General features: G+C 52.2%; 16 protein-coding genes and 1 pseudogene. 4 read left to right on the plus strand and 13 right to left on the minus strand.

The annotated features are described in order from the left end of the window. Positions 1-529 precede the first annotated feature (529 nt). A pseudogene (locus tag KVT34_RS32595) lies at positions 530-731 on the plus strand (transposase domain-containing protein); the annotation flags it as partial. Between the two features lie 84 nt (positions 732-815). Here KVT34_RS32595 and KVT34_RS10505 read toward each other — a convergent pair. Beyond that, on the minus strand, positions 816-1,199 hold the full coding sequence (locus tag KVT34_RS10505; RefSeq protein WP_217558565.1) for a MerR family transcriptional regulator: 384 nt from the start codon (positions 1,197-1,199) through the stop codon (positions 816-818). 230 nt (positions 1,200-1,429) lie between these two features. Between KVT34_RS10505 and KVT34_RS10510 the strand changes: the two genes are divergently transcribed. After that, positions 1,430-2,185, plus strand: coding sequence for an SDR family NAD(P)-dependent oxidoreductase (locus KVT34_RS10510; protein ID WP_217558567.1), 756 nt, complete (start codon positions 1,430-1,432; stop codon positions 2,183-2,185). 422 nt (positions 2,186-2,607) lie between these two features. Here KVT34_RS10510 and KVT34_RS10515 read toward each other — a convergent pair whose 3' ends face one another. The 3 genes from KVT34_RS10515 to KVT34_RS10525 form a co-directional block, all read right to left on the minus strand. Further along, positions 2,608-3,558 carry a LacI family DNA-binding transcriptional regulator gene (locus KVT34_RS10515; protein ID WP_217558568.1) on the minus strand — a complete coding sequence of 317 codons (951 nt, stop codon included), beginning with the start codon at positions 3,556-3,558 and terminating at the stop codon, positions 2,608-2,610. 223 nt (positions 3,559-3,781) lie between these two features. After that, positions 3,782-4,825 (minus strand): NAD(P)/FAD-dependent oxidoreductase, encoded by a 1,044-nt coding sequence (locus KVT34_RS10520; RefSeq protein ID WP_217558569.1) that lies wholly within the window; start codon positions 4,823-4,825, stop codon positions 3,782-3,784. 357 nt (positions 4,826-5,182) lie between these two features. Beyond that, complete coding sequence (locus tag KVT34_RS10525) at positions 5,183-5,506, minus strand: DUF6442 family protein (RefSeq protein WP_217558570.1); 324 nt, start codon at positions 5,504-5,506, stop codon at positions 5,183-5,185. A gap of 380 nt (positions 5,507-5,886) precedes the next feature. Between KVT34_RS10525 and KVT34_RS10530 the strand changes: the two genes are divergently transcribed. Further along, on the plus strand, positions 5,887-7,362 hold the full coding sequence (locus KVT34_RS10530) for an MDR family MFS transporter (protein ID WP_217558571.1): 1,476 nt from the start codon (positions 5,887-5,889) through the stop codon (positions 7,360-7,362). A gap of 83 nt (positions 7,363-7,445) precedes the next feature. Here the strand turns inward: KVT34_RS10530 and KVT34_RS10535 are convergent, their stop codons facing one another. The 3 genes from KVT34_RS10535 to KVT34_RS10545 form a co-directional block, all read right to left on the minus strand. Then, positions 7,446-7,853 carry a cytidine deaminase gene (locus tag KVT34_RS10535; RefSeq protein ID WP_217558572.1) on the minus strand — a complete coding sequence of 136 codons (408 nt, stop codon included), beginning with the start codon at positions 7,851-7,853 and terminating at the stop codon, positions 7,446-7,448. A gap of 469 nt (positions 7,854-8,322) precedes the next feature. Next, the gene (locus tag KVT34_RS10540) at positions 8,323-8,670 is read right to left on the minus strand and encodes a hypothetical protein (RefSeq protein ID WP_217558573.1); all 348 of its coding nucleotides are present in this window, start codon (positions 8,668-8,670) and stop codon (positions 8,323-8,325) included. A gap of 58 nt (positions 8,671-8,728) precedes the next feature. Next, the gene (locus KVT34_RS10545) at positions 8,729-9,010 is read right to left on the minus strand and encodes a DUF1648 domain-containing protein (RefSeq protein WP_217558575.1); all 282 of its coding nucleotides are present in this window, start codon (positions 9,008-9,010) and stop codon (positions 8,729-8,731) included. Between the two features lie 231 nt (positions 9,011-9,241). Here KVT34_RS10545 and KVT34_RS10550 point away from each other — a divergent pair, with 231 nt between their 5' ends. Further along, entirely contained in the window at positions 9,242-9,859 is a 618-nt protein-coding gene (locus KVT34_RS10550; RefSeq protein WP_217558576.1) for a TetR/AcrR family transcriptional regulator, read from the plus strand. Positions 9,860-10,005: 146 nt separating this feature from the next. Here KVT34_RS10550 and KVT34_RS10555 read toward each other — a convergent pair whose 3' ends face one another. The 6 genes from KVT34_RS10555 to KVT34_RS10580 form a co-directional block, all read right to left on the minus strand. Beyond that, on the minus strand, positions 10,006-10,911 hold the full coding sequence (locus KVT34_RS10555; RefSeq protein ID WP_217558577.1) for a TetR/AcrR family transcriptional regulator: 906 nt from the start codon (positions 10,909-10,911) through the stop codon (positions 10,006-10,008). 311 nt (positions 10,912-11,222) lie between these two features. Further along, on the minus strand, positions 11,223-12,611 hold the full coding sequence (locus tag KVT34_RS10560; protein WP_217558578.1) for a M20/M25/M40 family metallo-hydrolase: 1,389 nt from the start codon (positions 12,609-12,611) through the stop codon (positions 11,223-11,225). A gap of 14 nt (positions 12,612-12,625) precedes the next feature. Next, entirely contained in the window at positions 12,626-13,909 is a 1,284-nt protein-coding gene (fabD, locus tag KVT34_RS10565) for an ACP S-malonyltransferase (RefSeq protein WP_217558579.1), read from the minus strand. 22 nt (positions 13,910-13,931) lie between these two features. After that, positions 13,932-14,648 carry a thioesterase II family protein gene (locus tag KVT34_RS10570; protein ID WP_217558580.1) on the minus strand — a complete coding sequence of 239 codons (717 nt, stop codon included), beginning with the start codon at positions 14,646-14,648 and terminating at the stop codon, positions 13,932-13,934. A 40-nt stretch (positions 14,649-14,688) separates the two neighbouring features. Continuing rightward, positions 14,689-15,663, minus strand: coding sequence for a hypothetical protein (locus KVT34_RS10575; RefSeq protein WP_254634766.1), 975 nt, complete (start codon positions 15,661-15,663; stop codon positions 14,689-14,691). Between the two features lie 16 nt (positions 15,664-15,679). Beyond that, positions 15,680-25,954, minus strand: coding sequence for a non-ribosomal peptide synthetase (locus KVT34_RS10580; protein ID WP_217558581.1), 10,275 nt, complete (start codon positions 25,952-25,954; stop codon positions 15,680-15,682). Between the last annotated feature and the right edge of the window lie 4 nt (positions 25,955-25,958).

Genomic DNA, 25,958 nt, shown 5'->3' on the forward strand with positions numbered 1-25,958 from the left:
AGTTCCGCTCGTCCTCTCCTTATCTTAAAAAAAACGATGTGCGCAACAGCACGTCCCATTCGCTGCCATGAGACGGATGACAGGGCTCCCGCGCAATTCGAAATCGTTCAAACATGCGAATAATAGCTATTCAAGTCAATCTCTCCCGCTCCGTACGGCATTACATTATGTTCACTCCAGACCGGCTCTCCCTGTTCATCAGTATCCCAATACATCGTACCGCAACCACCTATTTGTAGAAACATGTTTAAGTCTGATTGACACTACAAGCGAAACTAGGGGCTGCCGGCTAAACTTATGAATTGAATGTGATACAAACGATGAAACCAGTGGGTTGGTTGGACTTTGCCAAGGGAGAAAGTCATGGCCAGACTTTCTTTGACAAAGGCCGCCCTTTCGGAACGAGCTTTACGTCCTTCATACTCGTGAAGGATTGGAGGCTTTTCATTCTTTCTTAAAGTTCATTGAGGAAAATACCGATCAGCAGCCCCTGATCATATTGGAATCAACATGACATTACCCTCTCCCTGTTACTCGTTTCTTGAAAGATTCCACTCCGGGAGAGCGGCATGCTGGAAGACAAGAAACGAGGCCTTCCGGTATTGGAGACTCATTCGAAATGGCTCCATCAGCAGCGATCTCGTCTCTACAGTATCATCGAGACGGCGAAGGAGAATGGACTGCCTCCGTTTAAGTACCTCATGCATCTTTTTGAGAAATTGCCGCAGCTCGAGGCAGCTATAACAGCACCAGTACAATGATAGGCCTGGGGCTACTGACGTTTATACCGTATGCGTTTCGGAAACAGGCTTTAGTCAAATTTTTATGCTAGTCCGTTCAATCTGTGATTCTAATACATCATATAGAGCAAGTTTATAGTTTATTTTGTCCAAATTAAAATATAGTTCCCCTATACTCTTCTCAATTTCTTTTTTATGATGAAGCATCATCCTTTTTCGTTCCGAAATAGTCGAATCCCCTTCTTTATACAAATATACATACTTCTGAATTTGGGCAATCGGCATTCCTGTTGCTCGAAGTGCAGTAACAAAGTGTATCCAGCTTAAATCTTCTTCGTCATATAACCGCTTCCCATTTTCATTTCTCTTCACATGTGGAAGCAGCCCCTCCTTTTCGTAATATCGAAGTGTGGGAGCCGCTATTCCTGTCAATTCAGTTACTTCTCTTATAGTCAACATAAATATACCTTCACCCTCCTCTGTTAAAGTGAACTTCAACACTTTCTTGACTTTTCCAATTAAATTAACCGTGTTTCTACTACAAATATTGGTAAAAATAGGATTAAAACAAAAAAACCTCTGTTCAATTATGTACTTATTATTATATAAAAAAGCCTTGACTTCAAGTGAACTTTATCTTTTATGATAACAGTGTATTTAATAATGATTCTTGAGAGGATGAAGTTACAATGACAAATATCTCAATCGTCACTGGCGGCAGTCGCGGACTTGGTCGCAATACTGCCATCAGTATTGCGCGTCATGGCGGTGATGTCATCCTGACCTATCGTAGCCAAGCAGAGGAAGCAAAGTCTGTTGTTACTGAAATCGAAGCTCTGGGGCGTAAAGCAGTCGCTCTACAACTCGATGTTGGAAACATCGCCAGCTTTGCGGCCTTTGCTAAGACTGTCCGTTCGACCTTGCATTCTACTTGGAATAGCGCCACTTTCAATCATCTGGTGAACAATGCCGGCCACGGAGAAATGATAGACTTCGCCGAAACAACAGAAGCTCAGTTCGACGGCCTGTTCAATGTGCACGTCAAGGGCGTATTTTTCTTGACTCAGACCCTTCTGCCACTTCTTGCAGATGGTGGCCGTATTGTAAATTTCTCATCAGGTCTCACTCGTGTATCTTATCCCGGATTCTCCGCCTATTCTGCGGCGAAGGGAGCGGTCGAGATTCTAACTCTCTATATGGCCAAAGAACTTGGTCACCGAGGTATCACCGCTAATACCATTGCACCTGGAGCAATCGAAACCGATTTTCTAGGAGGTTCTGTACGCGACATACCTGCTTACAATGACACGTTTGCCGCGATGACTGCCCTTGGTCGAGTCGGGGTACCCGAGGACATTGGTCCCGCAGTCGCCAGCCTACTTGGAAACGATAATCGCTGGGTTAATGCTCAGAGAATCGAAGTCTCGGGTGGTCAGAACATCTGATCGCAAGTAATGGCCCCAAAGCACCTTCCTTCTAATTGTCAGAGGCCGCTGCGTGGAGATGCGGCGGCCTCAAAAATATGACTAAGGAAAGGAAAAATACAATGCCAATGATTATTGTTCACGCACCTGAAGCTGCATGCGATTTGAAGGCACGGGAAATGGTGAACAAGTTGTAAGGAAAAAACATAAAAAAAATAATATCGGCACTAGAGCAGCTCCACAACGGGCTGCTCCTGGACTACTTGAAATTACACGTAAAACTATGAAACCACTCCATTTTCAGAATTAGTCGGGTGATATCAAGTTCTTGTCATTCTGTTTTGAAAAGAACTTAATATCATCAAAATAAAAAGCCGCATAATCAGCGGCTTCTGATGTTACCATGTTTTTGTCACCCGACCTATTCGGCGAATTAGTTCTTCCTATATCGATTGACGTAAAATGATTCTGTAAGGAATCTCTACCTTTTCCTTAGATTTTTCAATTGCAAGATCGAAGGCCAGTTCACCGACTTTCACAAGTTGATGATCAACCGTGGATAGTTCCAGCCCAATTCCAACAGGCTGATTCTCTTGCCCGATGATGGCTAAATCCTCCGGTACCCCAATCCCAATACTCCTTGCATACTGATAAATCCCTGTCGCAACCTCATCGCCATTCGCATAAATAGCGGTTGGTTTTAACTCACTCTGAAGAAGTTGTTGCGCCGCTCTTACACCGTCGGCAATATTGTAGCAATCCTTGATATGATATTCCGGTAAAAAATTTCCGTATATTTGCCGATATGCTTTTATCGTCAGTTGAGTACTATTGCTCTCCTCTCCTCTTGCTGTCGTAAAAGCGACGTGCGAATGTCCTTTATCCTTTAGAATTTGAAATGTTTCTAAGTAAGATCCATATCGATCCATATAAGCACACCCAATCTCAGGATGTTCTGTATATTCGCATGCGACGATTGCCCCATATTTGGTGAATGGAATAATGGCATCCCAAGAATTCGCACGAGAGGTGATGATGATTCCGTCTAGTTGTTTATTTTTCAGCTTATTTAAATAGCTGAGCTCTTTTTCTGTGTTGTACTTAGTAGGCAGAACCATTACGGTATAGTCACGTTCGACCGATCGATTAAGAATACCGTGAAGCAATTGATCAAAGGCTTGATTGTTGTTGTACGGCATGATTACACCAAAACTTCTTGTTTCCTTGCGAATTAAATCAACAGCCGAGCGGTTTGGAACATAGTCCAATTCATCAATCACACGCTGCACGGCAGCCTTCTTCAATTGTGATACATGAGGATGATGGTTCAACACCCTTGATACTGTAGAAACGGACACTCCTGCGCGTCTTGCAATATCATTAATATTTGCCATAGTCACCATCCCGTATAACTTCATCAAGAATTAACAATGTATATCGTTTCCCGTGCCGATTCGATTGCCGCTCCCGCTACTGCGTTAATGGCAATGACATTATTATAGACGAAATATACTTCAGTTTCTCACGAAACTTTACATTTAACAACCGAACCCACTTTTAGGATCATCTTTTTCTTTGGCGTATAATCCAGCATCTCTTTACACGGGTATTCAACGTTTAAAATCTGGATAACCGGCAGCTTTCTAATTCTTTCATCCGTACGTTGTCTATAATTTCGCTTGCAGCCAAGTGACTAATAACAGGAGCCAGCGTAATGGCCGCATGCATAACGGTTAGATACAGCCCCTTTATCTGATCACAAAAGCCGACAATGGGGTATCCGTCTGCGGGCATTGGTCTCATTCCTACCTGGATACTTTCCAATTCCAATTTCTCTCCGCCTTTTAAACCATGACGCAGGAGTTCAAACGTTCGTTTGCCAATTGCCTCCGGCCCATTTTCTCCGGACTCATCCCTATAATCTTCGGCCGCTATGAGCGTATCGTCGGTTAGTTGTCTTGCTTCAAATTGTGAATTCGAGATTAAAGTATGAATTAACTTTTCATTCGATTTCATGCGAATAATAATAGAAGGCGAAGGAGCGACAGGAACATCGAGGCCTAACGGCTTACAGAGTTCCGGTAAAGCTGCGCCGGTTGCTACTACGATAACATCCGATTCGATATAACCGTTTGAGGTGTGAACGCCAACAACCCCAGCATTCTCTGTCCGTATTTTCATCACTTTCGTATCGAACAGTATTTTCGCTCCGTTTTCTTCAGCCTTATCCACCAAAAGCTTTGTTGTCCAAATCGGATCAACAGCGCCTTCTTCACGCGCGTAAGCGGCTTCTTCCGGATATTCCCTCAAGTTTGGCTCCAGTTCCATGATCTCCTGCCGATTTAACTTTTGTATATGAGACTCCTCCATACTTGCAGGAACTCCCCATGTCAGTGCGCCGTGCCAGTTTATCTTTAACTCAGCTATTTCTTTTTCTAATACGCGGTATTCGGTTAGTGCTGCATTATATAAATGCCGATAATTTTGTAAAACGGGGCTTGATGAATGAATCCAAGCGAAAGATTTTTCGGTTACTTCAACCGCAACCGTTGAATTGGACTCGATTAAAGTGACATCCTGATTACGCTTTGCCAAGTTGTAAGCCATTGATGCGCCAACAATCCCTGCACCAATCACTACGATTTTTTGTTTCCTAGTCATGAACGTTTCCTCCCGCCTTCCCGTTTCGCCTTAACCTTACAATAGATATCTAAATATTTCTTCGGAATGTATTGTTATAAAATAATTTTCCTGCCAGTAAGAGGACAAGGCCGCCGATTGTATCGGCAGCCTTTGTCATGGATGGTACTACATGAACATATTTTCAACCCGCATGTTTAGAAAACTTTCCCTTTTCCCTTCACACTGCATGTTTCGCTCCAATCTAGGCCGATCACAGTCGCGCTTAAGGATACAAGTTCTTGTACTTAATCGGAAAACAAAAAAAGCTGCAAACATGCGGCTCCTTACGTTTTCTCAGAATATATATCGCCAACGAAAAACGTGTAAGGACTTGCTTTATGAAGCGATGACCCCAATCACATAAGCTGTCATAAATCCAACGGTTGCGATTGCTCCCACAATGGTATTTATAAGAAAAAATATTTTTTTCGGTATTTTTTTATATTTATAAAAGGATACGACAGTCAGATTGGCTGTCAAAATAGAAACCATATCTGTTACGGGTTGATCCGTAAACATTTTAAAGAAAAGATATAAAAATACGACTACAAGTATCCCAAGCATTCCATTATAGATAGAATCATCATCTATTTTATGCTCTCTTTCATCCATGGCTTCATTTTCAAATCGGCTTTTTTCTTGAATTTCTTCTTTTTTCAAAATTACAACCCCTTTTATGCGTAAGTTTAATATGCAGTTTGAAAGGTAAATAAAAGTTGTCGCTAAGATTAGAGGAAAGCCGCCATTATAGCCAGTGCTTTTCCTTGCTCCCTCGCTTCCTTACACTTCCAGTAAACCACTGATTATCAAAAGCAAAGGGCAATTCGACACACAAAATATACCGTTTGAAATTTATATACTAATAGGTATATTAGTTCCGATAAGTATTTTTGTCAATATTAATAGAAAAATAATAGAGCGAAAAAACCGATAGTTGACACAAAACAGGATGACCGTTTATTATGATTTCCATAATGTGACTAAATAGTTTTTATAAAAACCAATTGGTCATATCCTCACAAAGAAAGCAGGTTATTAGGATGTCCATCTCTTCAACAACGAATAGTAAGGCCAAAGAAAACCAAGAATTCGTCAGGCAGTTGTTAGCACCGCTCCTTGCTGTTATAATAGGCACCTTTATGGTGATCTTGGACAGTACGGTCGTCAATGTTGCCATTCCGACACTCGTTGAATATTTCGAAACGTCTCTTCCTACGATTCAATGGACCATCACTGCTTATACACTTGCGTTATCGGCAGTTATCCCCTTAGCCGGCTGGATGAGCGATAAATTTCGGGCAAAACGGGTTTTTCTCTTTTCGATAGGGATGTTTACGGCCGGTTCCGTCCTCTGCGCATTTGCCCAAACGACGGAACAATTAATCTTGTTCCGTATTTTACAAGGAATCGGCGGCGGAATGGTTTCCCCAATCGGTATGGCGATGGTCTATCGCTTGGCTCCACCTGACAAAAGAGGATCCATTATCGGCATGTTCGGGATTCCCATGCTGCTTGCTCCCGCCCTGGGCCCGGTACTGTCCGGTTGGCTCGTGGAATATGTAAGCTGGCAGTGGATTTTTCTCATCAATGTGCCCATCGGCATTATCGGAATCATCATCGGCCGCAAATATCTCCCTTCCTTTGAAAGCAAGGAAGCCCCTGCCTTGGACCTAATCGGAATGATACTGGGTCCGATTGCGTTCGCTCTATTGGCCTTTGGGGTAAGCGAAGGGGGGATCGAATGGTCTTCAACCGGCACATGGACAGGGCTTACGGTCGGGGGAATCTGCCTAATTCTCTTTATCTTCTCTTGCTTATATCAGAAACAGCCGCTGCTGGAGCTTCGCGTTTTCAAGTCATCCGACTTTTCCCGCGGTATTTTCATTTCCTGGATTATGCAAATCGCATTATTCGGTACGGTTTTGCTGTTTCCGCTTCTTCTTCAGCAGATCAAAGGCTATACGCCCCTTCAAACGGGACTCATTCTGCTGCCGCAGGCCATAGGTTCCATGATTTTCATGCCCATAGGCGGGAAGCTTTTTGACAAAATAGGAGCGCGTCCTCCCCTGCTTGTCGGTATGCTTCTGATTACAGCGGCTTTATTTGTCATGTCACGTCTTACTCTTGAAACGCCGCTTTTAGTCATCATGATTCTGTTGTTTTTTCTCGGATCGGGAATGGGGTTGTCTATGATGTGCTTAAATACACACGTCCTGAACGCCACTCCCCCTCATCTCGTCAGCAGGGTTACGCCACTTACAAGCGCGGCTCAGCAGGTTGTCACATCATTCGCCATTGCCGGCATAACGGGATATCTTACGGCGCGCACAGCTTGGAATATGGCAGTCCTCCCCGCTGGAAAAAATCCGTTAGAAGCAGGAATCGCTTCGTTTGGAGACACTTATTTTCTGGCCGCGTGTATAGCAAGTGCGGGACTGTTTCTAAGTCTGTTTCTGAGAAGGCCGAAACAGCACCTTCTTGAAGCTGCAGAAGCCAAGCAAAAGTTCTCTAACTAATCCGTACGCAACAGAAAAAAACAAAAAGAAAGAGAAGAGTCTCTTTCTTTTTGTTTTCAGATTTAGACGAGAATAGGGCCGTTTTAAGGATGTTCTATATAAGCATTGTACCAGTGATAGGGTTGAATCTCCGACAATGTTTTGTAAATTAATCTTCCATCTGGTGAGTGTACAGCCGCTTTTACATCGGCTCCCCAATAGAACAATCGCTCCTGACATACCCCGCAAGGGGATAGAACTTTAAATGCCTCCTGTTCGTTTTCTCTGACAACACAGATAGAATGGGTAATTTTTACGTTTAATTTGTGTGCTTCCAGTATGGCGCCTGTTTCGATGCACAGTTCAGTTGAGGCATTTATGACCTCTGGGGCAACACTTGTTAGAATAGCGTGATTTTCCGTATACATCGCAGCCGCTCCACCCCATCCCGCAGGATATCTTTCTTTTATTAACTCAACGGCGGCCTGGAACAACTTCTGTTCAATATTCATATGTTTAACTCTCCCCACACCTTTAGTTCTTCTTTCATTCATTCCCATAAATTAAGTACCTGCATGTGAATCAACAAAATTCAATTAAGGTTTCAGATCCATCAAAGCACGAAAAAGCTGCGAACCCGTCGTAAAACAGGATTAAAGAACAAAATTCCGCAATTTCAGCCTTAGTTTTGGATAGAACCGCGATCCTTTAAAAAGATATCGGCAAAAGCTACAGCCAAACTTATTTTAGAGTCTTCCGGGTTTACAAATAGAACGAACGAGAAGGACAGATTCGGGACAGGAATAAAAATAAGTCTATAAAAGGATGCTTATCCGTAATCCTGTTTTTAGGGAAATAAGCTGTTCGCCATGGGTACCCGGCCGGATTGTGCCGCATCAGAAATAACAAAATCGCTGTGCAAAAAAGGCCGGGTATCTTTACTCCCCGGTCTCGTTAAAATTTCGCTGTCGTTTAATTATATTAAGACTTCAATACGCCGTTTACATCGACCAAACCAAGCTGGTAGGCTCTTTCTATCGCTTCAAAACGTTTGCGGGCAAATAAACTTTCCCCGTTTTGCTGCAAATAGAAACGATTGGTCTCTTCTTCCTCCGGTGGTACGCTTCCTGTATGAACACCATCCGACTTTTCGTTCTGAAGCGCATCCATAAATTGCTGAAACGTCATGGAATTCCAATGAGGAGATAACGAGCCGCCTTTCCTTTCATTTTGAAAACGATTAACCAGAGTTAATTTGGTATAAGCCGCAAACTCTGGAATGAATTGTCCATCTCTTAAAGGGTTTACAGACGAGGGATATTGGATCATTGCAGTTTCCTCCAAATCATTAGTATTACATGTGATTTATGCCCTCAACACGCCACACCTACAGTACGGCCGCCTGATAAAGAACGAAGATTTGGAGCGCCGCAAAAAGGTAAACAGCCCACCCCACTCTGTAGTAAAACGCTCTTGACAAAAGACATACGGTCATCACAACAGGCAAAATAAACAAACCTAAAAATTTATTGACCAACAGATCCGGCCCCTGCCCCAGAACGAAATGAATGGGGATTTGCATGGGACAAAACATGCATACAACCACAGCCGCGGCAAAAGATAGTACGGTGACGCCCAGCTGTGTTTTACGATGAAAAAGGATATTCATAAGCGTTTGCCTGCCTTACTGTTTGTTTTTTACATGGACAGCTTATCAACTGTAAGTTTACGTGCTGCAACCTTGCTTCATTGGTGTGTCATCCTTATTCTTATCCGTTTATTCATTCCTTCTTTCTTTACATTTGGATGCATAAAGTGCAAACAAACTAGTGGTGATTTTAAATACTATGTGGTATATTAATTCTAAATGGTATAATTGTCAAGAGAGGAAGAGCGAGGCATGGCAAGACGTAGATTAACACAGGAAGAACGGAGGAAGGAAACACGGCAGCTCCTCTTGGAATCCGCCGTAGAAACTTTTGCACAATTAGGTTTTCACGGGGCTTCCGTTGATAAAATCGCCGAATTTGCCGGTTTCAGCAAAGGGGCGGTATATGCCCACTTCCAATCCAAAGAGGAACTTTTCCTCGCTATATTAGAGCAACAAATGCAACTGCACGTGTATAAAATTAAGCAAGTCATCGAGCAGCAGCATTCCTTGACGCAGTTTATCGAGACGATGGATTCCTATTTTGATTCGTCCCGGCAGGAGAGCAAACGATGGAGCATGTTGAACATGGAATTTCTGCTCTATGCCATGCGCGAGGAATCGGCCCGCGTTAAATGGTCCGACATGATCACGCAAACCATCAGTCAAATTTCCAAATCAATTGGAGACTTGTTGGCGACAGAAAAGCACGGGGCCACTTTATCCGCGGACGAAATGGCCTGGACTCTTCTTTCGCTCGAGAACGGCATGGCCGTATTCTACTATATCAGCGGGGATCATGTGCCCCTTCATTTGTATGGAAAAGCCTTGCAAAACATTTTCCAATTCCCTGGAACGGGAACACACTAGAAGCGGCTCGGATTGATCCGCATGAACGTACACCGACGATAGTAAATCGCCGGCGTTTTGCAACACGGCATCCCGTTTGTATTGTTTGGTAGGAACGCAAAAACAGGAAGAGAAAGTCTCTTCCTGTTTTCTTTCGAGCGATGCCCTTAGGGCTGCCGTTCGGCAAGTGAGCTTATGCTTCTAAACATGTGCTGAAGCTGGCTGCTGTATAAACTGAGCTCCCTCTCGGTTGAAAGATCATTTAACAGAGCACGTACCAAAAAACCGCGTGGGCTGTCTTTTAACAGCTCGTCCCTTAACATAACGGCTGCCTCGTGAAGTTCTTTTTTACGGAGATTAGGAACTGGAATCTCGGGGATAGCAGTTAGCATGCCTTCAAAAAGGGCAGCCTTCTTTTTTTTAAAGGAATTTTCCTCCGTATCGATGTACATCCCTCTCCCTACATGATCACCAGTAAGAAGCGGGCCGGGTAATCTTTTCTCCAACCCTTGGACCAGATCATCCATCCGGCCGGCAATAAACGAAGCTAATTCTTTTTTGGCAACCGATTTAGGCCCATCCAGCAAGTAAAAGGTGTATTCCTTTATAATAGCACTGAACATTACCGCAAGGTCCCAGTGCCAACGCTGTATAATGGCTCCATAATTCCGCGTCAAAAGATCTTGATAATAAAGTAGCATATTAAACCGAATCTGCCGCAGCAGCAAGCTGATTTTGTCCGGATGATCCAAGGGAAGATCATGATGATCCCGTGATGTATAATACCCATGTTCCAGAAAGAATTCAAACTGATAGGCTATTTCCTCCAGGAACGTTTCTTTACGGGACAAGTCGGTACGCTGCCTAATCTTTTCTACTGCCTTGATCATACTCTGTTGTCGTTGCTCTAAAATACAGATGTATAAATCTTCTTTGGAATCAAAGTATTTATAAAGAGAACCCTTTGCTATGCTGCAATCTTCGGCAATATCTTGAATCGACGTTGCTTGGTATCCTTTTTCGGCAAAAAGACGGATTGCGGATTGTATAATTTTTTCCTTGATCAGACTCATCTTTTACTCCCACATTTCGTGATCTTTGTTTTTTTATTATACAACAAAAAAATTACCAGAGAACCTGATCTCTTAAGATAAGCGGACCATTCATATAACCGTAAACATTGAAAGCTTCTTTTCTCTTGGTATCACTTCATCGATTTATCAGATACAAAAGCACCTCCAAAATTGTCCTCCGCATCTTACGACTTGGAAAATTTTCTTGAAGGTGCTTTTATTTTTTTTACGCTATGGGGTCGGTCCCCGGCGAACGTCGCTTGCATGTTCCTTCCCGGTCAACGCTAACGGCATGTGCATGGCAAGCTGCTCTAACGATCCGATGACAGCGGCTGCGCTCCGTACCGCTCCAGCACCCGGTAAATCGCATCCGTGCCGAAACCGATCGCTTCTACGGGAATGCGTTCATCCGCCGCATGAATCAGTTTGGTAAACTGCATGTCCTTGGGCAGTGGCATGGGCAGGAAACCGTAGGTTTGGATGCCGAGCCTCGCAAACAATCTTCCGTCCGTTCCTCCAGGTAGCAGCATCGGCACCGGTACGGCCTCCTTATCCGCTTCTTTCAGCACATCGGACAGCAAACCGAACATTCCCATGTCGGGAGCTGCGGCGCATGGGTCATGGCGCAGCACTTCCAGCCCGATCGAATCATGAATCGCGAATCGTCGCAGCTCGTCCATAAATTGCTGCGGAGTGACGCCCGGCAGCGTTCGGCCATCCAGCTCGACCGTAATTTCGCTTGGATGAACGTTGATTTTCTCGCCGCCGCGAACGACGGTTGCGCTGACCGTATTACGCAGAAGCGGGGCGAACGTCCCGGCCTTCTCCCCCAGCAGCTTCAGGATGAGGCCGCCCAGCCGGGGACGCAGCAGTCCTCTCAGCAGCAGCGCCGGCAGCAGCGGCAGCGCGGCGGCCATGCCTTCAATCATCAACCGGGTCGCCGGTACCACACGGATCGGCAGCTTATTCCTGCAAAGCGATTGAATCATGTTCCCCAATTGCTCCATGCAATCGGCTCCCGGCTTGCCCAAGGAGCCGTGGCCTCCGTCTCCTCGAATCGTCGCTTTGAGCCAACATAGCTGCTTCTCCGCCACCATAATCGGATAAAAGATTTTCCCCAGTGCATGAAACGAGAAGCCGCCGAACTCGCCGAGCGCATACTTTACGCCTGCAAAATAATCGGCATGCCGCTCTACCAGGAAGGAAGCCCCGTATTTGCCCCCAGCTTCCTCGTCGCTGGCAATCGCCAGAATGAGATCGCCGCGCAGCGGCAGCTTGCGGACATGCGCGCGAAGGAAAGCCGATACGAGCATCGCCACGCCGCCTTTCATATCAAGAGCGCCCCGCCCCCAGACGAAGCCGTCATGAATATCGCCCCCGAAGGGGTCGCGGCTCCAGGCTTGCTTGTCTGTGCCAACGACGTCGACATGCCCATACAGCAGCAGCGGCGGTGCCTCCCCGCTGCCTTTTATCCTGGCCATCAGATTGGGCCGGGCCGGATCAAGCGCACAGATCCGCGTCTCAATGCCCGCATCCTCAAGCAGTTGCCGGATATACATGATGCATGGGGCTTCATCGCCCGGCGGATTTGTTGTATTGAAGCGGATCAATGCTTGCAAAATCTCCACGGGAGACGGCAGCTCCGCCGGGCGCCGGACTCTATCTTGATCCAACTCGTCATTGTTCAGCCGGATACCCATGCCCCCGCTCCTTCCTATACTAGATTGCCCGCGTATGGCCGGTCGGCAGGAGAACCGCCTGGCAAGCCGCGCAGGCCGAACTCACCCTGCAGTCTTGCAAGCCGCCGTTCTTGCTCTTCGGCGGACGTGCCTTTGGTGCGAAACACCGATTCCAGCATCGCTAGCGCTTGCCGAACATGCGCTTCCGCCACTTGCTCTCCCGTCTCCCGCAGCCGATCGACCAACTGCTGCACGCCGCGGTAAGGCGAAACGACGCCTTGTTCATATTCGGCCGCGTTCCAGTTGCGGTTGCGGACGCAAGTGGCGATAGCCAGACAACGATTTAGCAGATCAATCGAATAAGCGTCCGTTTGCCGGCTTGCGGCAGCCAAATGCGCCTCATCTTCCTTGTCGTCAAAAGCGAATACACGCAGTCCGTCGTCCGGTGGAGCCAGGCGTTTCAACACATTGCCCGGACCCAGTTCCACGGCAGCGGCAACGCCCATGCTTTTCTGAAAGGCAAGGACCGCCGGCCAATTGACGGGGTCCGTCAATCCCCTTGCCAGCATACCCGCGATCTCCACTAAATCTCCGTAAGGCAGACCCGTTAAGGAGGAAACTACGGGAAAATCCATTTCTCCAAACGGTACGCGGCTCAGCTCTTCGGCAAATTGCGCCGCCGCCGGCGCCATCAACGGACTATGAAACGGCGCGCTTACCTGCAGCGGAATGACTGCGGCCCCGTGGGCGGACAGTTTTTCGGACGCTTCACGGACAGCCTCTTTGTGGCCCGAAATCACCGTTTGTCGCGTTGAATTCATATTCGAAACCACTACAATACGATTTCTGTCGGTACAGGCTGTGCTGATTTCCAAGCATACTTTGGCGACAACCTCAGGACTCGGCCCGTTCACGGCGGCCATCGCGCCGATCCCCGCAGCGGCGGCCCCTTGCATCAACTCGCCGCGGCGGCGTACGAGCTTGAGCGCATCCGGGAACGTTATGGCTCCCGCGCAGGTTAATGCGGTAATCTCGCCCAGGCTGTGGCCGGCGGCCATCGCAGGCAGGTATCCCCATTCCCGGCTGTAGACGCGGTACATCGCCACGCCCAGCGCAAGAATGGCGGGTTGGGCGTTGTCCGTCCGCGTCAGCTCCGTTATCGGTCCCTCAAACATCAGGCTGTCGAGGCGAATGCCCAGCGCTTCGTTCGCTTCCTCCATCGTCGCATTGACAACCGGGTGCCGCTCGCTCAGCGTTTTTCCCATTCCGACGCGCTGCGAGCCCTGACCGGGAAACCATATCGCATGTTTGTTTAGCATTTTTTCATCACGCTCCTCAGGGTCAGATCGGGGCAGGCGCCTCGGTCAGCATTTTGTTTATCACCGCTACAACATCGGATTCTTGCTCATGCAGGAAAAAATGTCCGCCTTCAAACAGCATCACCTCGCAGCCTCCCGTCGCATAATGCTCCCATTCACAGAGCGGGCCTTTGACACAGTCGTCATCCTTACCGCTCAAGATGGTGAGCCGGAGCGGCAGCGGCGGCCGGATCCGATGCTCGTATTCTCCGACAAGCTTGAAGTCGGCTCTTAGGATCGGCATAAACATATCCAGCAGCTCCCGATGCCGGAACAGCTCGTCCGGCATACCGCCAAGCCGTTTCACTTCCTCGAGAAACTCGTCATCCGGAAGCATATGGGTCCGGCGAGCCTCCTTCAGCTCGCAATGCGGTGCCCCTCTGCCGGAGAGGAAGACTGCCGCAGGCAGCGGGAATCCTTCTTCCCGCAGTGCATGCAGCACTTCATACCCGAGCAGGCTGCCCATGCTGTGGCCGAATAAAGCATAGGAGTCGGAGCCAAGCGCCGTCTCCCTCACCAGCGGCAGCAAATCCCGCACGGCCTCCGCCGCGTCCGCATAGAACGGCTCGTCCATGCGGCTTCCCCTGCCCGCCAGTTCGACCGGCACCAGATGCACGCCGGCATGCAGCCGGTTCGTCCAGCGTTTGTACACTTGAGCGGAGCCCCCTGCATAGGGCAAACAAATTAAAGATATCGTCATAACGCCCGCCTCCCGGGTAACATGTTGAAGCAAGCGACCTTTACGCGCCGGCGACAAGCGTGGTCCAGAACGCTTTTTCCTTCGCGAACAAATCGTCCGCGAGCGCCAGCTCTCTGCCGCGTTCGAAGTCCCCCGTCACAAAGCGGTCCTTCAGCAGATCCCATCCGTCCCTCACTGCGCCAAGCTGACCGGACAGCGACTCATGCAGCGCTTCGCCGATCAGCCCCTTCTCCCGCATGGAGCGAAGCAGCGACATGTTGGCGATATGCCGGTTGCAAATGATGTTGACGCCGACAAGGCCATAGGTCAAATGAGCTTGCTTCTTCTCCGGGTCGGAATCTACATTCCACATGCCCTCTATGGAGAACTCGCCGAGCTCCCTTGCCAGCCGCTCCGCATTTTCCACCACCTCTGCCAGCTTCAACTCGTAGGGCTGAATCTTTTCATGCAAGTTGTATACGTAGAAGGCAGGCCCTAAATAGCTCGGGTTCACGTTGTATTCCGAGTTGCCGTACGCCTTGAGCAGCCTTTCCTCCGGCACTTCGTGCTCCTCGTAGCCCGCAAGCGTATCGTCAATAACGTAGAAAGTGCCGCGCTCCTTGTCGTAGCCGTTAAACAGCGAATAATGATACCAATGGAACTTTTTCCAGGCCATACTGCCCGGCAGCCAGTCATACAGATCGACGTTTACGCTCAAGTTGCGTCCGCCTTCCAGCATCGCCCTGATTTCATCCGGCACCGTCTCCTTGCTGCGGAAATGACCGGGCTCGATATAGCGGAACACCTGCGACAGCGGGAATCTGGCCGGATCGTCCATATAATACAGCGTGTCAATAGTCGGATAGCGGAAGTCTTTGTCTGTTGCGGCCTCCCAAGGAAAGTACCGGTAAATGTTCAAATACGCCGCATCCCTGTAGCTGGGCTCCACCGACACCGCAATGGAAAACCCCTGATTCAGCATACAGTTCATCCAAAACTCGTTAAACGGTTTTCTTTCCATCGACAGCTTCATCATTGCCGCCTCCTTAGGCTTATAATGTGGGTTCAACAAGCTTGCTTGCCGCAAGCACAGCACTGATTTTTTTCTTTGCTCCGTCTTCGACCAGCGCGTTTATGATCGCCGTATAATCATCCGCCAGCGCCCAGGCGTTCTCTTCGCGGAAAAGACTTGTCGCATATTCCAGCGTAAAGCCGATCTTGCCGTCCCGCTCCGCCGCTTCAAGCGTCAAATCGAATTTGCTTACGCCCGGATCGAATTCCTTGGGATCGAATTCAATGCCGCCCGAACGGTAAGCGACGCGATCGATATTTTGCAAAATAAACATCGTATCAAACAGCGGATTGCGGCTGCGGTCCTGTTCGATTCCCAGCTTTTGCACCAAATCTTCAAACGGGTAATTCTGGTGTTCCAGCGCCCGCAGCACATCCTCATGCAGCTCGGACAAATAATCGCCGACGGTCCGGTACGATTCCGGGAAGCTGCGAATCGCGACCGTATTGACGAACATCCCGATCAGCCCTTCCGACTGAGCATGATTACGGCCTGCTACCGGCGTGCCGACAATGATATCCTCCTCACCGCTCCATTTGCTCAGCAGCATCGAATAAGCCCCGAGCAGCACCGTGTACAACGTCGTGCCGCGCTCGCGCGCAAACGCTTTAATCTTGAGCGTCAGCTCCTCATCCAGTCTGAAGTTGATCAGACTGCCCTTGAAGTTTTGCAATTCCGGTCTTGGCAAAGCCGTCTTGAGCTCCAGCGTCGGCAGCTCCCCTTCGAACGCCTCCAGCCAGTAGCGCTCATGACCCATATAGGCCTCGCTGCCGATTTGTTCTTCTTGCCATACCGTGTAATCCCGGTACTGGATATCCAGCTCCGGCAGCTCGCCGCCGCCGTACAGAGTGGTCAGTTCCTGCAGCAGGACGCTGACGGAGACGCCGTCGGTAATAATATGATGCAAGTCCAGCAGCAGCAGATGGCGCTCCTCGCCAAGCGGAATCAATCCGGCACGGAACAGCGGAAGACTGCCGAGATCGAACGGACGGATAAAGCGCTCCATCAGCGCGCTGATACCGCCGAACAATCCTTCGTCTCCGCCTTCCGCAAGCAGCTTGCCCGCCGCCATTCTCAGCCTGGCGCCCTGCTCCAGCGTAAAGACCGGCTCCGCATGCACGCGCTGGCGGAACTCGTCCTCCTCGTGATGGAACGTCGTTCTGAGCGATTCGTGGCGGCGCATTATCGCAAGGAAAGCTTCCTCCAGCCGCTCCACATCGAGCTTGCCTTGCATATGCACGGCGAACGGCACATGGTACATCGTTGCCTCGTCCGAGATCAGCCCCATCATATATTGGCGGCGCTGTGCTCTGGACATCGGGTAATGCTCACGCTCCGGCTGCTTCGGAATGCGCGCGGCCGCCGCGGTTCCGCTAGTGTCCAGATGGGCCGCTAAACCTTCAAGCGTAGGATTCATAAAAATATCGCGCAGCGGCATTTGGATGCCAAAGCGTTCCGCAATGCGGCCGATCATGCCCGCCGCCTTCAGGGAATGGCCGCCAAGATCGAAAAAGCTGTCCTTGGCGCTTATCGCATCCGTACCGAGCAGCTCCTTCCAAATCTCCGCCAGCTTGCGCTCGGTATCCGTCGACAGCGGAACAAGCTCGCGTTTGCCCGCATCGGCCGGTCCCGGCTTCGGCAGCGACCTTCTGTCGATTTTGCCCGTAGGCGTAAGCGGAATCGCATCCAAAACGACCATGAAGGCCGGAATCATATATGAAGGCAGCTTGTCCCCGAGATATTCGCGCAGCTGCGCGGTCAACCGGCCGGATGACGCGGCGATGTCCGGCTCCGCATCGGCTGCAGCCGCGTTCTGCATGACGACATACGCGCAAAGCGCATATTCCCCATCCTCTTCCTGGAACGCGGTGACGACCGTTTCCTTCACCTGCTCATGGCGAAGCAGCAGCTGCTCAATTTCACCGATTTCAATCCGGTGTCCCCTGATTTTCACCTGGAAATCGCGGCGTCCCGCATAGGCAAACTCCCCATTTTCAAGCCTGCGCCCAAGGTCGCCCGTGCGATACATGCGTTCGCCCGGCGCATACGGATTCGGCACAAAAGCGACATCCCATTCGGGATGGCTGAGATACCCGCGCCCGACGCCCGGCCCGCCGATACAAATTTCGCCCGTCACGCCTGTCGGCTGCAGTTTCAGTCCTTCGTCAAGCACCATCATGAGGGAACCCTTGATCGGTGTGCCGATCGAAATGTCCTCCCCTTCGGTCACTTCCCGGATTGAGGTCCACACCGTCGTCTCCGTCGGACCATACAAATTAAACAATCTGGCTCCGGTAGCGGCGCGCAGCCTGCCGAGCACATCGGCCGTCAGCGGCTCCGCTCCGATCATCAATATGCGCAGCTTCTGCAAACCGTCCGTTTCGCCTTGCTGATTCATCCACCATTTGAAGCGCGACGGCGTAATTTGCAGCACATCGACGCCGTGCGCATCAATCAGGCCTTGCAGCAAGGCGGCGTCGCCCCGTTCCTCTTCGCTCGCGAGTACAATCCGCATACCCAGCGTGAGCGGAAGCAGATTTTCAACGACAAAAATATCAAAGGAGGCCGATGCCATCGCCAGGATGCTCTGGCCCTTCTCAAACGGAATCCGGTTTCGGAAGCCGCTGATAAAATGCGACAGCCCGCGATGCTCGATCATCACGCCTTTGGGACGCCCGGTCGAGCCCGACGTGTACAGCACATATGCCAAATGGTCCGGCGTATGGACAAATTCCGGATTGCCTCTGTCCGCCGCATACAGCTCCGGATCGTCCAGATACCACTCGGCAACGGCTTCCGTAACGACTCCTGCATATGCTTTTTCCGTCAGCAGAAGCGCTTCGCCGCAATCCTCAAGCATCCAGTCGATCCTCTCTTTCGGGTAAGCGGGATCAATGGCGACATATGCGCCTCCGGCTTTCAGAACACCCAAAATGCCGACAGGCAGCAGCGGGCTGCGGGACGCCATCAGCGCGACAATACGCTCGGGACCCACGCCCTTCGCCCGCAAGGAATGGGCAAGCCGATTCGCGCGTTCGTTCAGCTCGGCGTACGTCACCGTCTCCGCGCCGAATTGAATCGCCGCCGCATCCGGCGTGCGCGCCGCCTGGCGCTCCACTTCCTGCACAAACCCCGTCCATTCCGCCGTTGTTTGCGTGGAAGCCGCTGCCGCGTCTCCTTGCCGGCCCGTCATGCCTTTTTCAGCTCGAATCTCCATCCTTCCATTGCTCCCCTCTCTACTTGCGGCTTGTACCGGCATGCTTCCTCCGGCCAACAGAGCCAGCAATCGATCCCGCTCGCCTTCACTCATCAGCTCAAGCTCGCCGACCGTGCGATCACGAGATCTGCACATCTCCCGCACGAGTATGGTATAGCTTTCAGCCATGCGCCGCGCGGTTCTCTCATTAAACAAGTCTGTGGCGTATTCTAGTTGAAGCTCGATTTCCGTTTCCCGTTCTATCGCTTCCAAAGTCAGGTCGAACTTGCTTGTCCTCGCCTCAAACGGCATTTCGCCAAAGACAAGGCCGCCTGCTTCCATCACCGCCCGGTCCATATTTTGCAAGACAAACATGGCGTCAAACAAAGGATTGCGGCTTCTGTCGCTATCTGCCTTCAGCCCTTCAACCAGCTCCTCGAAAGGATACGTCTGGCGCGAAAGCGCCTCTACGACATGGTTATGCAGCTCCGCCATGTAGGCCCGTACCGTCTTGTCTCTTTCCGGCCTGGTCCGCAGTGCAAGCGTGTTGACGAACATGCCGATCATGCTATGCGTATCGGCATGCTCTCTGCCGGCGGCGGGAGTGCCCACAACCACTTCGGCCTGCCCGCTGTATTTGGCCAGCATCGCGGCAAAAGCGCCCAGCAGCACCGTATACAGCGTCGTCTTCGCTTCCCGCGCCAGCTTTCGCGCATCCGCCGTTGTCCGCGGATCCAGCCGGAATGAATGGCGGCGTCCCTTATAGCTCGGCAGAGACGGCCGCGGTCGATCCGTCGGCAGCTCCAACACAGGAAGCTTGCCTTCGAAGATTTCCAGCCAGTACCGCTCATCCTCCGCATAAGCGGCATTTGCAAATCCGGCTTCCTGCCACACCGCGTAATCGCTGTACTGCACGCGCAGCTCCGGCAGCGCTTGTCCGGCATACAGCTGCGACAGCTCATTCACCAGCAAACCGGAGGATACGCCGTCCGTAATAATGTGATGAACATCGAGCAGCAGCAGATGTTCTTCATCATTCAGCTCCAGCAGCCCCGCCCGCAGCAGCGGCAGCTTATCCAGATGGAACGGGCGCTGGAAGACTTCCATCAGCCTCGTCACCGGGGCGCCGTCCGGCTGTGCTATCCACAGTGCTTCGTCTCCGGTCAACGCTGTGCGATCCAGCGTTTCCAGCTTAAACGCATACGGCGGATGGACCGTTTGCCTGAACTCATCCTTTGTCATGTGGAAGGTCGTCCGCAAGCTTTCGTGGCGAGTGATCAGCGCCGTAAACGCGTCTTCCAGCCGCGCCGCATCCAGCCTGCCCTGCAAGCGGAGCGCGAACGGCACATGATACATCGTCGCGTCACCGGCCAGCATCTGCATCATGTATTGGCGGCGCTGGGCGCGCGACATCGGATACCACTCGCGTCGCTCCGCCTTCGGGATCGGCTCGGACGCGGCAGCGGCCCCGTCCCGCTCTTTCAGCCAGGCGGCCATTTCCGCAATGGAGGTAAGCTCGAATATCAGGCTGAGCGGAACTAGGGCGCCCGTCGCCTGCTGCAGCTTGCCCGCCAGCACGGCAGCCTTCAAGGAGTGGCCGCCAAGCTCGAAAAAGTCGTCGTGAACGCCGATTGGCCCGGCCGTATCGCCCAGCACTTCCTCCCAAATAGCGGCGACTCGCTCTTCCATCCCGTCTCGCGGCAGAACGGGCTCTCCACGCTCCCGAAGCCCGAATTCCGGCTCCGGCAGGGCGCGCCGGTCCACTTTCCCGTTCGGCGTCAGCGGTATCGCGTCAATCGCCGCGATATAGGCCGGAATCATCGCTTCCGGCAGCTTGTTTTTCAGCTTTCTTCGCCATTCCCGCGAGGGGAGCTTGTCCGATGCGACTACATATGCGCACAGCTCCTTGTCGCCGCTTGCCTGCTCGCGGACGACCACTACCGCATCCTCCGCCTCGGGAAGGGAAATCAATTGCGAGCGAATCTCGTTCATTTCAATTCGCACGCCTCTGATTTTTACCTGTTGGTCGGCCCGGTCCACATACATCGCGTTGCCGTCCGGCAGCCACTTTGCGATATCGCCGGTGCGATACATGAAGCGCCCCTCGCGGTACGGATGGGGCAAAAAGCGCTCGGCTGTCATATCCGGCTTGTTCACATAACCGTCGGCAAGGCCGCTGCCGGCAATATACAGCTCCCCGGCTGTACCGATTGGAGCAAGCTGGCCGCCATAGCCGAATATATAAATTTCGACATTGTGCATCGGCCCGCCAATCGGCACATAACCGCCGCGATAAGCGCCCGGCTTGTATGCGTACATATTGGAGCAGACCGTCGCCTCCGTAGGACCGTAGCCGTTAATAATCCGTATCTCTGGATTAAGCTTTGTATACAGCTCCAGCGTTTCGTCTTTTATTGGCTCTACTCCAACGAGCATTTTGTCGAGTGTAATCGCGGAAGCCGATTGCTCGAGCAGCCGCGCAACCTCTTTTAGCAAAGACGGCGGCAAATAAGCGAATGTAATCCGATCTTCCGCAATCACTTCGGCAATTCGCCGCGGATCAAGCAATTTCGGATCCGGGTAAAGCACCGTGCAAGCCCCGAACATAAGCGGCATAAACAACTCCGCTACGCTGACGTCAAACGAAATATTGGTCAGGCTGAGGCATCTGTCTCTCTCGCCGTATTGTCCGTCGAAAAACGTCCTGAGCGAATGTCCGAAATTGTAAAAGCTGCGGTGCGGCACAATGACGCCTTTCGGCTGACCCGTAGAACCGGAGGTATAGATGACATACATCGGATCGGCGGCGTCCTGCGGCCATGCGGCAACGGTATCGTCTCCGCCGGAGAACAGCGTCTCATCCGCGATGTCCAGCACCTGCAAGGAGGCCGGCACGACGGCTGCGGCTCCGGAACGGGTGCCGTCCGCGAATACCAGCTCCGCGCCGCTGTCCTCCAGCATATAGCGGATGCGCTCCTCGGGATAATGCGGATCCACTGGCATATATGCGCCTCCGGCTTTCATCACGGCGAGCATAGCGGTCAGCATAGGGATGGAGCGTTCCGCCATGATGCCGACGACGTTGCCGCGTCCCACACCTTTGTCGCGCAAGGTTCGTGCCAGCGCATCGGTGCGGCGATCCAGCTCCAGATAGGTCAGGGATTCACCGCCGCAAGACACGGCCGGGAGGCCCGGAACGATCTTCGCCTGTTCCTTGAAGCAATCATGCAGACAGCGCGGCGGCGGAAAGTCCGCTTCGCGTCTCCCCAACGCCAGCATGTGCAGGCGCTCCTCCTCCGTCAGCATCTCCGCTTCGCCGAGCGCGGCGTCGGGCCGTAGCGTCACGCTGCGCAGCAGCTGCACATAATGCCGCATGAACCGCTCGGCTGTCGCGCGACGAAACAAATCGGCATTATATTCCACGACAAGCCGCAATTCCGCACCCGTTTCCACAGCCTGAATCATCAAATCGTATTTGGCCGTGCCATGCTCAAAACGCTGGTGGCGATACGATAAACCAGCAGATGAAGCATTTGGAATACCCAAGTTCTGCATGATGAACATCGTGTCAAACAGCGGACTCCGGCTAGCGTCCCTTCTGTCCACCCATTGCGCGATTTCCTCGAATGGATAATCCGCGTGGGCGTAAGCTCCGGTCGCCATCTCTTTCACTTCGGACAAAAAGGCTCTGAACGGCTTGTCCGCGCGCGGATAAGCGCGCAGCGCCAGCGTACCGGTGAACATGCCCGCGATCGCTTCCAGCTCGCGCCTGTTCCGTCCCGCAATCGGCGTGCCGACTGCAATGTCCTCTGCCCCTGTATAGTGGGAAAGGAAAGTGTAATATGCCGATAGCAGCACCATAAACGGTGTCGCGCCCGATTCGGCCGCGAGGCTGCGCACGCCCGCCGTCAAACCGGCCTCGACGTACACATCGAACGTTTCGCCGCGATTGCCTTTGACGGGCGGACGCGGGGAATCGGTGGGAAGCGCAAGCGTCGGCCATTCTCCCCGGCACTGCTCGCGCCAATACCGTTCGGCGTTCCCGGAGAGCGGCCTGTTCTCCTGCCATACGGCATAATCCTTGTATTGCAGAGGCAACGGCGGCAATACTCCCCCCTGATATAAAGTCATCAGCTCGGACAAAAGAATGCCCGCCGACATGCCGTCGGATGCGATATGATGCATATCAAGAAACAGTACATGGCGCTCGGGCCCCAGCGTCAGCAAGGCTGCGCGGAGCAGCGGAGCCTTATCGAGCGTGAACGGCCGGAACAAGCTTTGCAGCATGCCGTCCGCTTCCGCTTCATCGGCCTCCATGCGAATCAGGCGGAATGGAATGGCGGCGTGAATGCGCTGCCTGATCTCTCCGTCGATGACGTGGAAGGTGGTGCGAAGCGTCTCGTGACGCTCAACGACTGCTTGCAGGACGGCTTCCAGCCGGTCTGCATCAATCGCGCCGTCCAAGTGCAACAATTCGGGCAAATTGTAGCTGCAATCATCCGGCATTGCCTGCTGCTGCAAATACATGCGTTTCTGCGGCGATGAAACCGGATAATGCTCTTGCGGAGCCGCCTTTGGAATCGGTTCCAGCGTATCGCCGGACAAAGAGTCGGACGCTTGGCCTGTCAACGGCCCGACTTTCCCGCCGTCCGCCCCTGCTCCTGCTCCGTCACGGACCCCGGACGCCGCTTGCCCGTCATGACCGCTGTCCGCCTCGTGTCCGCCGTTTCCCTCTTGTCGATCGTGCTGAGCGTTCGTTCTTTGCGCTGTCTCCGTGCCGCTCTCTCTGACCCGCTGCTCGATCAGTGCCGTGAACGAAGGCAGATCCGCATGCCCCAGCAAATCCGCCGCCTGAATGTGGACGCCCGCAAGCTCGCTGAGCCGGTTTACAATTTTGAGCGCAATAATGGAATCTCCGCCCAGCTCATAAAACCCGGCATCCGCAGGCAATTCGTCATAACCGAGCAGCTCTCCCCAGACATCCGCGACATGCTGCTCCCATTCCAGGCCGGAGCGTTCTCCGGTTAACGCAACACCGCTGCGGCGCTTACCGGTCATCCCGCCGCTCTGCTCCAACGCGGCCTGCCATCTGGCAAACGTCTCGTTCATTTCTTGTTGAAGCTCCTCGGGAATATCTCCACCGAGAGAATTTCCGCTCCAGGCTGCAAATGGCGTATGAAGCACCGCTCCGGCGCCCGCCTCCTCTACCCAGCAGCGGTGAGAATCGAACGGATACGTCGGAAGCGTCAGTCGCTTTCGGCGTTGTCCTAAGTAGATCGCCTTCCAGTCGATCTCGTATCCGCCCACGTAACGTTGGCCCAGCTCCAGCGCTTCCATTTTCCGTTCGTTTGGAAGGGATTGCTGCCGCATATTCCCGGCCGCAGCCGAGTCAACCGTCCCGAAGCGGACATTCGGCAGCGCAATGTCGGTAAGGCCGCTTTCGGCTGCGGCATGCAGGGTCTGGACAAGCTCTTCCCAGCCGCTCACCGCAATCGCCAGGCGATACCGATGGGCTCCGCGGCCGACGGCCAAGGTGTAGCAAAGGTCGGCCAAGTTGCGGCTCTCGTCGGCGCGATGCTGCAGAGCCCAGTCCCGCATCAGCAGCACGAGCCGCTCCAGCGCCGTCATGCTGTGCGAGGACAAGCAGAACAGCTCCGCTCTGTCCGAGCGAGCCGAAGGGATCCCGGCGGGAGCCTCCTCCAGCACTACATGGCAATTGGTCCCGCTCATGCCGAACGCGCTTACTCCGCATCTTCTTGCTCCGCCGTCCGTCTCCCATGGCGTCAATTCGTCATTGACATAAACGGGCGAATCCACAAACGAAATGTTGCGGTTCGGCGAGCGGTAATGAAGCGTTGGCGGAAGCTGCTTGTGGACAAGCGACAAGATCGCCTTGAGCAGCCCTGCTATGCCCGCGGCATGGTCGAGATGGCCGATATTTGTTTTTAGCGAGCCGATGGCGCAAAATTGCCGTCTATCGGTATATCTCCGGAAGGCGCGCGTCAACCCGTCGATTTCGATGGGATCTCCCAGTGGGGTTCCCGTGCCGTGCGCCTCCATATACGTCACCGTTTCGGGATCAATGTCCGCATCCTGCCAGGCGCGCGCTATGACGTCCTCCTGCGCGAGAGCGTTCGGGGCCGTAATGCCGACCGAGCTGCCGTCCTGATTCATCGCGCTGCCTTTGATGACGGCATAAATAGGGTCGCCGTCCTCCTGTGCGCGGGACAGCGGCTTCAGCAGCAGCGCAATCACGCCGTCGCCGATACCAGTTCCGTCCGCCGAGTCGTCGAACGTTCTGGCCCGGTTATCGCTTGACTCGATGCCAAGCCGTATGCCGGTATCGAGCGGCAGCACGTTAATTTTGACGCTGCCGGCAATCGCCGCCTCGCATTCGCCGCTGCGGATCGATTGGCATGCCAGATGGACCGCTACCAGCGAGGAGGAGCAGGCGGTGTCCACGCTGATTGCCGGTCCGCGCAAATTAAGCAAATACGAAATCCGGCTCGGTATCATGGAGCTGAGATTGCCGGGCGCCGCCATCGACAAGGCGTCCGGGTCCAGCGCTTCGATGATTCGCTTGTAATCATGCAGCGCATCCCCGTTATAGCCGATAAAAACGCCGGTGCGCGAACCATGCAGCGCATCTCCGCCGTACCCCGCATTCTCAAGCGCGCCCCAAGCCGTCTGCAGGAACAGGCGCTGGGCCGGACTCATCAGCGAGGCTTCTTTGGGTGAAAGCCGGAAAAAAGGATAGTCAAAACCTGAAATATCTTCGATATACGCTCCGTCAAAAAAGGAAACGGAGCCGTATTGCGCCTCCATGCGGCGCAAATACGGCTTCAATTCCTCCTTGCGGGAATCCGGAAACCCGCCCACCAGGTCCTGACCGCTCCGCAGAAGCTCCCAGAAAGCTTCATGCGATTCCGCGCGCGGCAATTTGGCGGATATCCCGACAATCGCAATATCCTTAAGGGAAACATTGGAGACGGAGCCTCCGCTCCGCCCTTTCCGCCCGGATGTGTCTTTTTTGGTATCCAGCAAATCCAGTTGAAACATGGCG

The organism is Paenibacillus sp. GbtcB18 (assembly GCF_019091125.1).
Taxonomy (GTDB): Bacteria; Bacillota; Bacilli; order Paenibacillales; family NBRC-103111; genus Paenibacillus_F; species Paenibacillus_F chitinolyticus.